Source organism: Legionella quinlivanii, from assembly GCF_003265995.1.
Lineage (GTDB): Bacteria > Pseudomonadota > Gammaproteobacteria > Legionellales > Legionellaceae > Legionella_C > Legionella_C quinlivanii_A.
The window spans coordinates 225,600-241,043 of sequence record NZ_MVJN01000001.1; the positions used below are offsets into that span (position 1 = coordinate 225,600).

Consider the following 15,444-nt stretch of genomic DNA (forward strand, 5'->3'; position numbering starts at 1 on the left):
TGTATTTAATCGATTACTTGTACCTGAGTAGCAAACCCGCCTCGCTCCCCTTCATTTAAGGTAAACGAAACCCGCTGACCAATGGTTAATTCTTTATATCCTGTGCCCTGCACTTCAGAGAAATGTACAAATACTTCCTGCTTATCCTTATCGGAGGTAAGAAAACCATAACCTTTAATTTTATTAAAACGTTGTACTGTACCTGTTTGAGTCATCATTTACCTTATTATTTATGGCAGACGTTGTACGCCCACTTTTTTTCCTTTTATTTTTCCTTTCTGAAACTGTTCAAAGGCTTTCCCCGCATGACTTCGCTCAATAGCCACATAGGAATGAGAGCTCAAAATATCAATTTTGCCAATTGCCTCCGCCTTTAATCCAGCATCTTTGGTTAAAGCACCCAATATATCACCCGGTCGAATTTTATCTTTCCTGCCAGCCATCAGACGTAAAGTGACCATTCCAGGAGACTGACCTGAGCCAGTTTTGCCAGTTAATTCATCCTCTCTTCCCCAGACCATTTCGGTTGCCATAAGCTCTTCAATAGCACATAAGCGCCCGGCATCTTTAGGGGTTGTTATACTTAAAGCCAGACCTTTACAGCCTGCACGTCCTGTACGACCAATACGATGAATATGAACTTCCGCTTCGAAAGCCAGCTCATAATTAATGACGGCAGGCAGCTCTTTGATATCCAGACCTCGTGCGGCAACATCTGTCGCAACCAGAATAGAACGGCTGCCATTGCCAAACTGAATAATCGCCTGATCACGCTCTGCCTGTTCCAAATCGCCATTTATAAGAGCAGCGCTAAACCCCTCATGATTAAGCTCTGCGGCTAACTCCTGCGTTTTTTCCCTGGTGTTACAGAAAATCAAAATGGAAGCAGGCTGATAATGAGCCAATAGTTTTTTCAATAGTGAATATTTGTCATTTGGGCTGGGTACTTCAAAAAATCGCTGCTCAATATCTTGTACGCTCTCCTGCTCCTCTGCTTTTACTTCCTGAGGATGATGCATAAATTCTTGTGCCAGTTGTTTAATAAGTGGTGTAAAGGTTGCAGAAAATAACAGCGTCTGTCTTTCTGATGGACAGTAAGATAGTATTTGCCTCAGGGAATCGGCAAATCCCATATCCAGCATTCGATCCGCTTCATCTAAAACCAGAGTATTCAGACGAGACAGGCTCAGGCTTTTCTGATCTAAATGCTTCTGAACCCGCCCTGGTGTGCCCACGATAATATGCGCTCCATGTCGTAAGGAGTCATATTGCGGTTTAATCGGGGTTCCTCCGGAAAGATTCAGAATTTTAATATTCGGTAACAGTCTGGCAAGACGGCGCAGGACCTGACTGACTTGTTCAGCCAGTTCACGCGTTGGACAAAGAATTAATGCCTGTGTAATAACTCGCTCAGTTTTTAAATGATTGAGTACTCCTAAACCAAAGGCTACTGTTTTACCACTTCCGGTTTGCGCCTGTGCAATCACATCAGTCCTATTTAGCATCAAAGGCAGGCTTTGCGCTTGAATGGGAGTCATCTGAGTAAAATCTAATGAAAGAAGATTGTCAGACAATTCTTTTCGTAAAACTAAAGAAGAAAAAGATAACTCCTCTTTCCAATCAGGGAGTACTTTTTCGGAGCTAATATCCATTTTGAGAGAACTGCGGATCGTAAACGAAGCATATAATACCATAAATCAGCAGATTATTGAATCAATCGATCCAATTAGTAGACATGTATTTGCCTTCACCATTAACTCTAAAATGACAGCAAACACTCTATTTCCTTTAATCGTTTTAATTTATAAAATGAAATATTAATATTTAAAGACATTGAAATCTCAATGAAAGAAAATACCGCCAATCGTTCATGAAATAGAGGTAGTATGAATTAAGATGGACATCTCCTCGATAATACCCAATGAAAATATAGCCGCAAGCGTTGTCGCCTCCATGATGGATGAAAAAGTATTAACTTCAATCAGACTAGCAACAGGCGATCAGCATTTTGTTTATGCTGTTAAGACTTCAAACACAGAGTATGTGCTGAGAATGACGAAGGAGACTAATAGAAAGCACTTCATCTCGGCAGTGTATTGGCAGGAAAAATTGATTCCTCTAGGTGTGCCTCTGGCTCAATTTATCTGCTGCGATTTAGATGGAAAATATTCCCCGTTTCCTGCTTTACTGATGATGCGCTTACCTGGTGATGATTTATGCAATGTCTATTCGGGATTAAGCAATTCAGACAAGAGAAACCTGGCTCAGGAAATGGTGACAATTCAGAACTGCACAAAAGCGCTGCCGGAAGGCTCAAGCTTTGGGATAAGCCAGAGCTATGAAGACAGGACTGAGTTTGAAACATGGTATGACTTTTTGATGCAGCGTTTGCATTTATTCAAGGATATTATCAGCAAGCAGAATATTTTTGATGCAGGCTTTGTATCAAAAGCTATTTTTATTGCCACCAGTATGAAAGAAGATTTTCTTACAATTAAAGCCACTCCCTTCTTGTGGGATGCCAGCGAGAGAAATGTGCTGGTTCATCAGGGAAAAATTTCAGGGATTGTCGATGTCGATGAGGTATGCTTTGGCGACCCCTTGTTTGTTCTTGGCCTCACCTATTCTGCCTTGGAAAATGATGGGCATGATACCCTATACACTGATTATTGGGCGAAGGCCCTGGAATTAGAAAAAAAAGCAAAACTTCGACTTGAATTCTATCGTCTGTTTTATACGATTGTCTTTATGCGGAAACATTCCATGACCACGGCAAATAATCAAAAAATTGTTTTCCATGTTGATCGTTTGAAAAATATGTTTGAGCAATCGCTGAAACGAATATTAGAAATGGGAAATTAGTTGTAACAACGTGAGTACATTAATAATAAAAAGAGAATCACATTTATTTGCCTGTCATAAATTTCTTGAAGAGCGAGGGGCTAAACTTTTGATTATGTTAGCCAAAGTTGACTTTCGTGATACCCAGGAAGTCAAAATTATTTATCAACAACTTGAAAATTATGTGAGCACACTGGTGAATCATGCCCGATGGGAAGAAGAATTCATATTTAATAAGTTCTTTCGCCAAAATGAAGTGGCCTTGCTTCTGGCGAATCACACTGATCTTGAAAGCTTTGGCATGCAAATAGTTAGAGATATTAAAGAGCTTTTAAATCTGCCATCACCAGAAAGAATGCACAAAGGGAAACAGGTCTATTTAGATTTTAGAAGATTTTATGCTTCAAACCTTATTCATTTTTATGAAGAAGAAACAAGCTTTTTAAGTTTGTTGCAGGAAAGAGCAAGCGATGATGAAATCAGAGCTATTGATAAGCCCATTTATCAGGATATGGGCAGCAATGATATTTTAGAAATGCTGGAACAGCTCCTGCCACCAATAAATATTTCCGAGAAAGAAGCGATTCTCAATGATATAAAACGCTTTAATAATGCTAACTTTGTATTTGCTCTTCCAGAGATTAAAAAGATTCTTAGTCCAGAGGAAGTCACAGAGATTTTGTAACTTCCATGTACGTCATCCTGAGGCGTAGCGAGGGATCTCAAACTGCTTAGAACTGAGCCAGATTCAGGAGATCCTTCACTGCGTTCAGGATGACGGAGACGATCCATAACCCGGGAAGTTATGAAATTTTTGATAGCTAGTATTTAACAGATCGCTGTATTTCTTCATGGCTTTCCAAATCAAAAGTTTCCGAAGAGACATGGCGTTTTTTTAATAAAAAATCCCTTGCTTCGGTTAGTTTAAAAAACACATCTTTTGCTTCTGGTCTGGAATTTTTATCTGGATGAACTCTTCTGGCTAATCTGCGATAGGCCTGCTCGATTTGCGTTGGTTTTGCATCAGCAGAGAGATTCAATCGTTGGAAAAAAAGGATTTTCGTACTGGCTGCTGAAAATGCGCTTACTTCTTTTTTAGCAACCACCAGGGATTTCTCACATTCAATTTCTGTCGCGCTGGTTTGGAGTCTATGGATTAGGTGCTCGGCCAAACGATGTATTACAGGCCCATTTTTATCAGCAAATACCCTGTCAACGGACTCTGTAAATTGATTGATACAGGCCAAAGCCTCTGCCAAAGTGAGATGCTTCAGATATTCTTTTTTTAATAAAACCCAATGAGTAAAAACCTTGATTTTTCCTTGCATTACAAAGTCGCTTTTTAGCTCATCTGGAAATAAGTCCTCTCGAGTTATCGGGTGACTCTTATGCTTATCAAGCCAGTTTAATAAAGCATTTCGGTTGAATCGTTCAGGGTTATTCTTAGCATAAACAGGCGTTCCATCAATAATCATCAGGGTAATGGGACAAGTGTACTGCCTGGGAATCCATTCGCTTAAAATCCCCTGTGCTTCCAGAAGACTATGCAATTGAAAAGTGATGGGGCGTGAACAGGTCGATAGAACATTTCTCGATTGAAGAAAAGAATCTGTGACGAGAACCAAACTATGCTCTCCAAGTGCCCGCAAGGACCTAATGATAATCAGAGTGCGTAAAATACGCCCTGAAGCTAAATGTACATTTTCTGAAAAAGCTGCCGAATCGAAAAGGAGATCACTAGCCAGTACTTGCCCTAGTATATTTGGCACCTGATTGTTGGCAGTGCGCTCTTCCCGCTGGTGAAACTGTCGGTTTGTTGGCGTTCGCGGCAATGCTATAGGCACGAAATAGTCGAAAGTCAGTTTCCAAATAGCAATCTTAAATACCAGGGAGAAGATGCTTGATAAACCACTTTGATCCACCATCATACTGACTAAAAAGAACAGTAGCAAATAACTTAAAAATCGAAATAGCAGCCTTCTTAGTGAGTCATTATACAGAGCGAATGATGAGGACAACTCACGCCAGATCAGTAACAAATCTCTCAGGAACCCCATCACCGCACCACGCAAAACTCATTCACAATGTTATTAATTTTGCCATATTCCTTTTAAATAACCAATCTTTTGGGTTAAATCCTCCTCACTTCATCCTCCCTATGTCATCCCGAGCGCAGCGAGGGATCTCTCTGCAGGCTGCAAGAGTTGTTTCTGACATATACGATCTGTTCAGTCTATTTTTCTGGTACTATCCCTGTGTTATGGAAAATCCGAGATATCAGAACAGTCCAACAGAATAAGGAGTAGTACATACAGATGGAATCATATGTCTACCTGCTGACAAATAAACACAATAATGTCTTGTATACTGGTGTTACCAATAATTTGATACGCCGTATAAATGAACACAAGAATAAACTAGTTAAGGGATTTACACAAAAATATAATGTAGACCGCCTGGTTTATTATGAAGTTTGTTCGGGTATCATTGTGGCCATCGAGCGAGAAAGCAAATCAAAGGATGGTCGCGAAAAAAGCGCTCGGGATGACGTGGGGACGTCTCAACGTCATCCTGAACACAGTAAAGGAGCTCCTGAATCTGGCTCAGTTCCAGGCAGTTTGAGATCCTTCGCTACGTTCAGGATGACGTACCTGCGGAGTACAAATTGTTCTATTACAAGGCAGTGGAATTGCCGCGTGCCTCGCATCACAAAAATAATTTAATCAGGCAAAATTTTATGAATCATAATGATGAATTGCTAATAAATGAGGCTCTTGTATACCATTTGGTGGCAACTCAGTTTCCTCAATGGAAGAACCTTCCTGTCCAACCCGTTGCGCGCAGTGGCTGGGATAATCGAACGTTCCACCTGGGTAAGGAAATGCTAGTGCGTATGCCAAGTAGAGTTGAATATGCCTTACAAGTTGAAAAAGAACAGAAATGGCTTCCAAAATTAGCAGCGCAATTACCTTTAGCTGTTCCAACACCAATCGCTTTGGGGCAACCCGCAACAGAATACCCCTGGCACTGGTCAGTTTATCGCTGGATTGAAGGTGAATCCGCTGCCACTGCACCAATAAAGAATTTGAACGGTTTTGCAATTAGTCTGGCAGAATTCCTGTCGGCCTTAGAGCAAATTGATTCACGGGATGGACCATTGGCAGGCCCTCACAGTTTCTATCGTGGAGGCCCCCTGTTAACTTATGATGCTGAAACAAGGCAAGCCCTTGAAATTCTTGAAGACACTATTGATGTGAAAACAGCAACTGACGTTTGGGAAAAAGCGCTTGAAACCACATGGCAAGGCACACCCGTATGGGTTCATGGCGATATTAGCCTGGGTAATTTGCTGATAAAAAATGGGCAATTGAATGCTGTCATTGATTTTGGGCAGTTGGCAGTAGGTGATCCCGCCTGTGATTTGGCAATTTCATGGACATTATTTAAAGACGAGAGCCGCGAGGCATTTCGCTCAGCAATTAATCTTGACACAGCCACCTGGGCGCGTGGCCGAGGCTGGACTTTATGGAAAGCATTGATTTGTGCCGCAAACCTGACTAACTCAAATGCTGTGGAAGCCAGGCAAGCCTTGAACATCATTGCCGAGGTTCTTTCGGATCACCAACGTTAGTAATTCAGATAACCTGCCTCCAACCAAAAGTACTATAATTAATCAATAAGGATAATTTGTTAACCACTAGCATCTCAGGAAATTGTTCCTGGCATGCGGTCGTTACAGGAAGCTGAAATGAAATACCGGTTATGTTGTGCGATCGGTCTATTCCTGGCATTAGCCAGCACTTCGCTTAGCTATGGCTATGGATATCATCATCGCTATTGGGGAGGACAAAAGGTTATCATCATTAATCCCAATAACCCGGGATACTACAATGGGTATTATAATGGTTATAATCCCTATTACGCTCCCAATCCCCAATATTATTACTACCCACGCTATCGTTGTATCGTAGTTCCACGCTGTTATTCTTCTGGTTCCTGCAATTATCAGAATCAGGAATGTGGTTATTTCTAAACGCTCTGGAACTTGATTCATATCGAGTGGTCAGGGGGATAGTTTTTCTGAATAGTATTTTTTCTGTGTTACTTGGTTTTTCTGCTTATAGAAGATTCATTATCAGTACTATTCTCTAGCTGCTCATAGCCATCTTTTTTATCATGGTTAAAAAACTGTTTAACTTTATTATATTTAGATAATTTTTGTTGTTGTATCGGTATTTCACTCTCTGCCGGCCTGTTTCCTCGGCTAATGGTGGTAGGAATATCCTCAACTTTTGGCTTCCATTGTTCTACAGACTCAGCCGCTGGCTCATCTTCAAATACTACATCTGCTGGATCAAATCCCCCAACCACTGGCGCATCTGAATAAACAACAGAACTATAGATAACTGATCCACGATTCGCTTCGCTATCCTCGGAATCAGGATTTTCAGGGAGGGGATTGTCAGGAACTACTGGGGTATCTGAATTATCAGCAGCTTCACTATCCTTGATATTGGATTTTTCAGAGGGCTGATTATCGAGACTCGGTTTTTCCTCTACCGGCGGATCCTTATAAATAACTGAACTGTAAATGACTGAGTCATGCCCCTCTTCATTGTCGGCATCAGGCACTGGGTCAAGCCCTGCCTCCTGCCCCTGGGCAATATCGGGTATACCAACCGATTTCTGAACTTTAGGTTTATTCAGGGTATCAACAGCAACCAGCATTTCGTTTAATAATAAACGCTGATGATTATTAAGTTTGGAGTCCTGCTTTATCCCTACGATCAAAGCTATCTGTAGATTAGATTTCGTGTCCTGATTCATTTCTGGCAATTTGTTCTGAAGCACCAAATCTTGAACAGAGCTTACCGCAGGTACTCTGTATAACCCTCCTGTAACTGTATGCAGCAGCCGCCTGAAGAAGCCTGCCTTGTTTAAATCTTCTTTTAAAATCGCCTTTTCCACTTTGCTTAAATGCTGTTTGGCTGAGGCTATCTGTGTATCAAACCTGTCTGACTGCATTTTAGATAAAGAAGGAACTCTTGGATCGTTAATTTGGTGCAATGCCCGCACAAACATTGCATCCATTTCAGGGGTAATTTCTTCCCCATTTAAGACCTTGCTTAATAACTCAATTTCTTTCCCAGTATTTAATGCTGACTGGGGGACTAACTCTTCAAGCTTGGCGAGGAAATCTTGTGGAGGTAGATTAATAAAATTCAAAAGCGACTGGAAATGCTGAATGGCTAAGCGATCGGAAGGTTCTGAGCGAGTTAACTCCTGAATGAGTACCGATAAGTTCTGTATTTCATGGACTGAGTTGCCTGCCCCTGTATTAAGGGGTCTCCAGTTTTCATACTCTTCTTCATCCTGCTGGGACTGGGTTTTACCCAAGCCGTAAAACATAAATTCTTTTAAGGCCTTCCCTAATTGAAACGACATGTATGCCGGCATATCTGCTTTAGTCTTCCTTGCCTGAATTGGGGAAAGATCGTCACCTTCTTCGTTTAAACAGGCTTTATATTCTGGAGGGGCATAATTGGGCGAGCTTAGAATATCCATAATTGAAGGATTTTTTTTATCAGTTAATGTTTTTCTATCACTAACAATAATCCGCTCTCCGTCGGTTAAAAAATTGGATAGTTTTATATCAGGATGATAATGCCCTGCCGCTTCCAGTTTCAGGCAAAAGTCAGTCAATTGAATAAAAAAACGCTGGGCATCTGCTGCTATAGCTGTAGGCTGTTCCCCTTTAAGCGCTTGGGCGTAATTTAAGAGAGATCCTTCTTTAGCAAAATTACTGATAACTACTGGTTTATACTCAGTTTCCTCATCTTCATTTTCAAAAGGCACCATCAAGGTAACATAATCTTCCGAAAAATATTCACTTACTTCATTGAGTTGAAGAAAAGGTTCTTTTCCCAAAGATTCTCTGTCCTCAACACGGATGACCACTTCTTCTTGGACACCGTCAATATTAAATGTAAAGTTCTTATTGTTCCCTGCAGGATTGCCCAAAACTTTAGTCGAATATTCGGGAAAAGCCTGTTCAACAAACCCCTGAATAGCTTCTACTTTAGCGTAACTTAAGGCTAAAAAATGTTTATGCCTTTCAATTTTTTCCTGAAATTTAGGGTTTGTCTGATAATTTTTCATTATCGCCAGATTGGCATTCAGATAATCATTTAATGCAGTCTGTGAATAATCTTGTCTCAGGACAGCATTCGCTTGAGTCATCGCTTCATATAAAGACAAGTTTGTCTCGAATACATCAGCACCTGCATAGCGGCTCACGGCTGTCGCAAATTCAATATTTTGCAATAATACCGAGGCATCGCGATGTATCCCATATTGTTGTAAATGGGCTTCCAGTCCGTCTTGAGATGATGAGTTTCGCCAGCTGGTGAGTTGAGGAGACAGAAACTGCTTGTTTCTAAGGTAAGTGGTTATTTGTTGCAAGTAATATAACTTGTCCAAAGAATTCTCATTCGCCTTGTTATAACTTTCAACAAATAGTTTGAGTTGTGTATCGGTAGCAGGTAAAGCTAAAGGCTGAATCATGGCTAGAACCTCTAAACTAAGAACATAGATAGGTGCCAGGTATCTAATAGTGTGTATTATTATAGACCACGTTTGATGAAGTTTTCTTAAGATTACAAAGAATAAGAGATATGCACCAAATTATATCAAACACTTAGGGTTTCATATATCGCCAAAAGCGTCAGAATACCTATACAATCTAAACCACCTCAATGATATAAGGATATGTCATGCCTAAACCGGGTGCCCAACAGTTTTTTGGTCAAAAAAACAACTTATTTAAATCCATTACAGCTGAAAATCAGCTATTAATGGTGAACCGTTTTCAGCAATGCCAAAAACGCTTCTCAGAGGCCAACTGGTTACCCGCCTGGATACGCTATAAATGGCAGGATCCCTATTATTTTGAGATGTTACATTTACTTTTTCTGGATGATTATTCAGCAGTTTTAAGAACCGGTAAACTGGACGCCTCGTGGATACAAATAGCGCTTTATTTGCCCGCAAATCAACTTTGTACACAATGGTTTAATGAGCATCCATATTTTGCCAAATATTTTTTGAATAGCGCTCTATCGGCAGGTAATTTGCCAATGGTCAACTATTTATTAGAGCGTTTTCCAGCGCGATTAACTAAAGAACATTTTACTCTTGCTTTAAATTCAGGCAATGTGGATTTGGTTGATTTTTTACTACAGCAATCCATTCAGGATATTGCTTATTTTTTGCCCTGTTATGAAGCCAGTAGTTTGAAGCTGGTTAAGTTGTTATACCAACATCAGAAGACGCATGGAGGTGATTTATCCAAATTGGATGAGTTTGCGCTAGACTCTCTGGAATCGGGTGACATCGAATTATTCGACTATCTGCACCATGAGCGTGGTTTCCCGGTTAAAAAATTATTCGACAGATTTTATTACTCTGGAAATGTTGAAGCAATAAGCAGAATTGTAAAAGAACCTAATGATTGTTCACTGGAAATGATTGATTTAGGCATTTTAGCAGAAGCAGGCAAAGTAGAACTTTATGCGCATTGCCTGAATCATGGTAAATCGATTGAAGCCTATCATTTTGATCTGGCATGCCAGAATGGCCATGTCCGCCTGGTTCGATTTTTACTGGATAAAAATTGCCAGGTTACAGCTAAATCCCTCCATCTGGCAGAAAAATCTGGTCATCGAATAATTATTGATTTATTACTTGAACGTTCAAACTTACCCGAATATGAAACAAGTATTGCTCGCGCCTATCAAACAGGAGCTATGAATGTTCGTATCGCTTTTTTATCTACCTATCGACCCTTACTTAATTCGCGCCCCCAAATTTATGCAGAAATTTTGAAAAAACTGATTCCACTCCCTTTGACAGGAAGCGAAAAAAGATTGCACCAGGAAACACTTAAATATGCTGTCGAGATGGGCCATTTGGGCTTGCAATTTGAATATTTGGAACTTCATTCCTGTCAGGAAATTTTTTTACCTTTTGACCTAAGTTATAATAGCAGACTTCGCTGGGGGGATATTGCCAAAGCAGCGGAATTTTCGCGGCATTTGAATACGAGCAAAGACGGCTTTTGGAAAACTGATACGATTCCCAGGCTGCTTCAGGCAATTGATATAGGCTTGGCTGCCGATGCCTATCATTGCCTGATATTCGCCAAACGCTTATTGCAAAATCAGTCCATTGCCTTTTTAAAAGCGGTACACCACCAGGCAAAACCTCCTGAATTCAGAAAAATTCTGCAATTTTTGATTCAGAAAAAAACCTGGATGAATGATTTGCAAATTCCTGTTATTCTTCGTTGCGCCTGGCAGAATCCCCAGGAAGAACAATGCTTATCTCGTTTAAGTAATGATGAGTTCAGCAGCGAAGAAATCAAGACAGCCTCATTTTTAACATTTCTCGCCGCCTTGCACATGCAAAAAAACAATTTTTGCCAGCAGTGGATTAAGGAGCATAACGCTGACCTCGAAACAGTCACTGAAGCAGCCGCCGAAGCGGGAAATATTTTTATTTTGAAACTCATAAGCCAATCACAAAAGTTTACTCCCTCTGACAAGCTATTGGCTAAAGCAATTCATTCAGGCGAGGTGAATCTGGTGCAATGGCTCTTGCAGTCATTTCCCCAGTGTCGCATTGACACACGCATTTTAAACTTGAAAAGCTATACCAAAAGCAGTATTCAGCTCATCGATTTGCTTGCCTCTTATCGTAATACACCGCAATGGCAACTATCCGAAGAAGAGTTTTTCACATTTAAACGACTATCTCTGCAATGCGGCGATCAGAATATTGTATCAAGACTCGAGGGGATCGACTGGTCCCTGGATGATGTAAATAACACTTGTGCAGCGGGTAAAACACCTCTCTTAGACCTGGTGATTAGTAAACAGGAGCCTTCCTGGAAAGGAAGAATAAAAGCCTTTGAAGCCAGTGCCTGTTACGGTCATATCGAACTGTTTGATCACTATCGGCATAGTTGCGATTTAACCCCTTTATTTACGGAGGCAGCTAAACATGGACATCGCTTTTATATCCATCATCTGCTTGGCAATATTTATGAAAGAGGCTTCAGTTTTAATAAAACAGAACAAGCTTTAAAAGCTGCCAAAGAATCGGTTCATCCCCTATTATGGGACGATGTATCAATATTCTTCGAAGAGGAAAAAACAGACACTGAAACTGAGTGTCACTTTGCAATCTCCCCAAGCTAGCGGTTCACTATTATAATAATGCCAATGCCTGTGACAGAAAAACAAAAACCACCCTAAGGTGGTTTCTGATGCAGGCTCAGAAATCGCTCTCGCGTTTCTTCTGCCTACACTTTTAGTATAGTCTGCTCATACAGACTGTCAAATCTGACACATGCTTTTCGGTAATTACTTCATTTGATTTAAAACTGAGATTATTTCACTCCGATATTGTATAAACCAAAACATTGTGTCACATATTGACTATTTAGGTCACTTTATGTACAATAAGGTCTTGTATTGATAAACATGGTGAGTATATGATTAAGTTTGACCGTCGTTCCTATTTCTCAATTTCTTCTGACAAAACAGTAAGATGGACCAATAATAATCTTTGCCATCCAACTAGCCAGGGATTGCAATTAGCCATTGATTATTACGCAAATAAATATCAGTGCAATGTTGAAATACCCGCTATTAAGCATAATGATTATGTGGAAAACCTTGACGAAGATACTTTTTTCCAACATTTGAATAGCTGCATAAAAATCCTGAGGAAAGAATCGGAAGAGATGTCTTGTTTTAGAAAGGCATTTATTTTAAATGCAGACAATACACACGCGGTACCTTTTCTGTATATAAAGGAACAGGGAGAAGAAGGCTTATTATATGCCAATTCCAAAGGCGTTGTGAGAGCTGGCTGGCAAATAGATGCTATCAATGAAAATCTGGATGAGGAAAACCGGATGCCAGTCTATGGTGTCTATGAAACTCGCCAGGCAGATGATCATTCCTGCTTCATGGATGCTTTAATCTTTTGTAAAGATGCGACCTCTAAAAATAATCAAGGCCAGTATCAACTGCCTCATTTATTGAGCGATCTTAAACGAAGAGCAACTCCTCAGTCAGATTATGTTGCGGTAAGACTACCTGATGAACTATTAAAAACCGCGCAAATAACTTCTTTTGTTAAGAGACACACAGAGAATAATCCTAACAAGATAATCCATCAACATGGAAATAAACCCGAAAATCTGACTGAATTTAGAAATAGACACTCCGATTGGCTTACCAAAATTAACGGAAAAATAAAATTAAATTCAGCTAATTATTTACGCAAAAAAGGCTTGAGTATTGCTGAAAAAATAGAAATTCAATTTTACATTAATCAATTTCAAATTGATTATGGAAAATCATTTACTTCTAATGACAGAAATAATTTAATTCAGTGTTGTAAAGCAGAGTTTATTCGTCAATCAAGATCTAAAAATAAAGATGTTTATAATACGGTTATTTTATTCCAGCGAAATTTTGAACGCAGTTTGAATCGCGAGAGCCTGGAAATGAGGGTTGATCAATCCAATTCCGATTCATTACCCAATAAACCCGGTAAATCACACTATTTTTCTTTCTGGAAGAAAGCGCGATCAAATAGCAATAATGAGCAAATTGATAAATCGGTCTCTAATCACATTCGATAATTTTTAAAGCGCCTCCTGGTTTTGATACCAGGAGACCATTTCAGGAACCCTTAAAATTCAGGTATTACAGTTATACACTCATTTTAGGGCTGGTTATCACCTGCGGTGTGCTTTCTGTCGGGGCTCTGTCTTTCATTTGTACTAACTGTTCCTTGAAATTATTTTTTGAGGCATCTTTAGTCAAAGAGTCCCCTTTTCTCATTTCCAACAATTGCTGTTTAAAATCCTGGCTTTTGGCGGGTGAAAATGTGGATTTCACTTCCAATTGCTTATCCCATGTAACGGTAATATCAGTTGCCGGTTGTTCTTTTGCTCCGAATATTTTTTTCAGGAAAGAAAGAAAAATCCTGCTGAAGATGCTCTCTGTTTTTGAAGGAAGAGAAGGAACTGAAACCCCATGCTCTTTTAGCTCAATCAATATGTCATTGTTAACACGCTTTAAGGCATTCTGACTCAATGTGGTCGTTTCTAGTAATTCCCTTGGGATTTCGTTTACAAGTTTAGATACAACCAGAGTATTATTATTTTGAATGGCCGCAACTAAATAATTCATATTATCCTGAGGCTGAAACTTATATCCTGCAGATTTTAATTCATTCCAGATCAAGGTAAATGCTTCACTGTCGCCACTTTTTATTGCATTTGAAAGCACATTTACTTCGCGCCCTTGCTCAATATTGGATAAACAACGACATAGTTGTTCGTTTATAAGTTTTTCTTTTATATCCGGAGGGGCCTTTTCGTAGTATCGCTGGATCTCATTTTTCGTTATCTCCAGACACTTTTTTAGTAAAAGACCATTTCCCCCTTCTGCAGCAAAAAACAACATCGAGCCATAACCTCGCTTGAAAAGATTCACATTGGCTTCATTTTCCATCAAAAGGTCAAATGCGGCTTCTTTTCCTGAAGTTAAAGCGAAGATGAGCAGATCAGATTGATCTCCAGGCAATGTAGTTAACAAGACTGATAATGCTTCGGTGTTATTTGCATTGATTGCCATATTTGCTGCATTACGGGAATCGTCAGCCCCCTGCCGAAGTAAATATTCAGTAACCTTCGGGTCAAAATTTATAGAGGCTGCAGCCCGAAGTGTTGAGAAAGAATTCCCTCGAACGGTTGCTGTGGCGTTTACATTAGGCAGATAGCGATCATAGAGGTCGGTAACAGCAGGATATTCTCTGGGGCTTGCATCTGGTTTTCTGAAAAGGTGAAGCTGAAGCCCCACATTAGCTGTTTCATACCTAAAAACTCGTTTATGAAGCTCATTGATAACTTCTGATTCAGTAGAAAAGCTCTTTAGGCCTGTGGGATATTCGGGATCGTAAACATGGTACTGACCATTCTTTTTGCTTATTGTTATGGCATGATCAATACTGGAAACCTGGGCTATTTCATTATCATCCAGCGCAATTTCTCTAAGACAGTTCGCCCAATTTCTGTCATCCGCAACCAGGGCAAAGCTAAATGCGGGCAAAAATGCCTTACTTTCTCCACCAGACTCAAGTTTGTACATGTTAAAACTATTATCCTGGCTGATATTTTGGTTATATTGATCTGCATCAAATGCTAACAATACCTGAGTTATAAATATATGGGAATTTTCAAGCGCACTATCAGATGAAGAGTGAGAAATATTTTTCAAAATCTCCCAAAAATCTGCTTCTCTACCTTCCATGCAATACTTGGCATGCATCATTGCCAAGCCTTGGCACACCCCTCTCTCATCAAATCTGATTGAAAAACCATTACGCTCCAGGTATTTATTAACATTATGTATAATTCGACCCTGATCAATGCTTTCGCTCACACTCAATCCCCAAACCCAATGATTTTAACGTCGCCATTATGGTTAATGATAGGATATGATGAGCGATAATTATTCTTTTCGT

Annotated in this window: 12 protein-coding genes; 7 read left to right on the top strand and 5 right to left on the bottom strand. The window is 39.9% G+C overall.

All coding sequences use genetic code 11. From position 1 onward, the window contains the following. Positions 1-5: 5 nt before the first annotated feature. Together B1207_RS00920 and dbpA are read right to left on the bottom strand one after the other, a co-directional pair. Positions 6-218 (bottom strand): cold shock domain-containing protein, encoded by a 213-nt coding sequence (locus B1207_RS00920; RefSeq protein WP_112218125.1) that lies wholly within the window; start codon positions 216-218, stop codon positions 6-8. Positions 219-230: 12 nt separating this feature from the next. After that, positions 231-1,652, bottom strand: coding sequence for an ATP-dependent RNA helicase DbpA (gene dbpA / locus B1207_RS00925; protein WP_112218326.1), 1,422 nt, complete (start codon positions 1,650-1,652; stop codon positions 231-233). Between the two features lie 244 nt (positions 1,653-1,896). Between dbpA and B1207_RS00930 the strand changes: the two genes are divergently transcribed. Together B1207_RS00930 and B1207_RS00935 are read left to right on the top strand one after the other, a co-directional pair. After that, positions 1,897-2,862: an aminoglycoside phosphotransferase family protein gene (locus tag B1207_RS00930; RefSeq protein ID WP_112218126.1), complete on the top strand. Its 966-nt coding sequence runs from the start codon at positions 1,897-1,899 to the stop codon at positions 2,860-2,862. Between the two features lie 10 nt (positions 2,863-2,872). Beyond that, positions 2,873-3,526, top strand: a complete 654-nt coding sequence (locus B1207_RS00935; RefSeq protein WP_112218127.1) for a hypothetical protein — start codon at positions 2,873-2,875, stop codon at positions 3,524-3,526. A gap of 136 nt (positions 3,527-3,662) precedes the next feature. On the opposite strand, the gene B1207_RS00940 is transcribed toward B1207_RS00935, so the two are convergent. Next, positions 3,663-4,769, bottom strand: a complete 1,107-nt coding sequence (locus B1207_RS00940) for a DnaJ domain-containing protein (RefSeq protein ID WP_172458054.1) — start codon at positions 4,767-4,769, stop codon at positions 3,663-3,665. A 387-nt stretch (positions 4,770-5,156) separates the two neighbouring features. Between B1207_RS00940 and B1207_RS16170 the strand changes: the two genes are divergently transcribed. The 3 genes from B1207_RS16170 to B1207_RS00955 all read left to right on the top strand — a co-directional run bounded on the left by B1207_RS16170 (position 5,157) and on the right by B1207_RS00955 (position 6,874). Beyond that, positions 5,157-5,564, top strand: a complete 408-nt coding sequence (locus B1207_RS16170) for a GIY-YIG nuclease family protein (RefSeq protein ID WP_112218129.1) — start codon at positions 5,157-5,159, stop codon at positions 5,562-5,564. Positions 5,565-5,578: 14 nt separating this feature from the next. Then, positions 5,579-6,472 carry an aminoglycoside phosphotransferase family protein gene (locus B1207_RS00950; protein WP_112218130.1) on the top strand — a complete coding sequence of 298 codons (894 nt, stop codon included), beginning with the start codon at positions 5,579-5,581 and terminating at the stop codon, positions 6,470-6,472. Positions 6,473-6,589: 117 nt separating this feature from the next. After that, positions 6,590-6,874 carry a hypothetical protein gene (locus B1207_RS00955; RefSeq protein WP_112218131.1) on the top strand — a complete coding sequence of 95 codons (285 nt, stop codon included), beginning with the start codon at positions 6,590-6,592 and terminating at the stop codon, positions 6,872-6,874. A gap of 68 nt (positions 6,875-6,942) precedes the next feature. On the opposite strand, the gene B1207_RS00960 is transcribed toward B1207_RS00955, so the two are convergent. Continuing rightward, entirely contained in the window at positions 6,943-9,405 is a 2,463-nt protein-coding gene (locus B1207_RS00960; protein WP_112218132.1) for a hypothetical protein, read from the bottom strand. A gap of 209 nt (positions 9,406-9,614) precedes the next feature. Here B1207_RS00960 and B1207_RS00965 point away from each other — a divergent pair, with 209 nt between their 5' ends. Continuing rightward, positions 9,615-12,098, top strand: a complete 2,484-nt coding sequence (locus tag B1207_RS00965; protein ID WP_112218133.1) for an ankyrin repeat domain-containing protein — start codon at positions 9,615-9,617, stop codon at positions 12,096-12,098. A gap of 296 nt (positions 12,099-12,394) precedes the next feature. Continuing rightward, positions 12,395-13,555, top strand: a complete 1,161-nt coding sequence (locus B1207_RS00970) for a hypothetical protein (protein WP_112218134.1) — start codon at positions 12,395-12,397, stop codon at positions 13,553-13,555. Between the two features lie 70 nt (positions 13,556-13,625). Here the strand turns inward: B1207_RS00970 and B1207_RS00975 are convergent, their stop codons facing one another. Beyond that, positions 13,626-15,362, bottom strand: a complete 1,737-nt coding sequence (locus B1207_RS00975; RefSeq protein ID WP_112218135.1) for a hypothetical protein — start codon at positions 15,360-15,362, stop codon at positions 13,626-13,628. Positions 15,363-15,444 lie beyond the last annotated feature (82 nt).

Bases quoted from the DNA above. Each gene is read 5' to 3' on its own strand.
- B1207_RS00920 (WP_112218125.1), bottom strand. From the start codon at position 218: ATGATGACTCAAACAGGTACAGTACAACGTTTTAATAAAATTAAAGGT.
- dbpA (WP_112218326.1), bottom strand. From the start codon at position 1,652: ATGGATATTAGCTCCGAAAAAGTACTCCCTGATTGGAAAGAGGAGTTA.
- B1207_RS00930 (WP_112218126.1), top strand. From the start codon at position 1,897: ATGGACATCTCCTCGATAATACCCAATGAAAATATAGCCGCAAGCGTT.
- B1207_RS00940 (WP_172458054.1), bottom strand. From the start codon at position 4,769: ATGATGGTGGATCAAAGTGGTTTATCAAGCATCTTCTCCCTGGTATTT.
- B1207_RS16170 (WP_112218129.1), top strand. From the start codon at position 5,157: ATGGAATCATATGTCTACCTGCTGACAAATAAACACAATAATGTCTTG.
- B1207_RS00950 (WP_112218130.1), top strand. From the start codon at position 5,579: ATGAATCATAATGATGAATTGCTAATAAATGAGGCTCTTGTATACCAT.
- B1207_RS00955 (WP_112218131.1), top strand. From the start codon at position 6,590: ATGAAATACCGGTTATGTTGTGCGATCGGTCTATTCCTGGCATTAGCC.
- B1207_RS00960 (WP_112218132.1), bottom strand. From the start codon at position 9,405: ATGATTCAGCCTTTAGCTTTACCTGCTACCGATACACAACTCAAACTA.
- B1207_RS00965 (WP_112218133.1), top strand. From the start codon at position 9,615: ATGCCTAAACCGGGTGCCCAACAGTTTTTTGGTCAAAAAAACAACTTA.
- B1207_RS00970 (WP_112218134.1), top strand. From the start codon at position 12,395: ATGATTAAGTTTGACCGTCGTTCCTATTTCTCAATTTCTTCTGACAAA.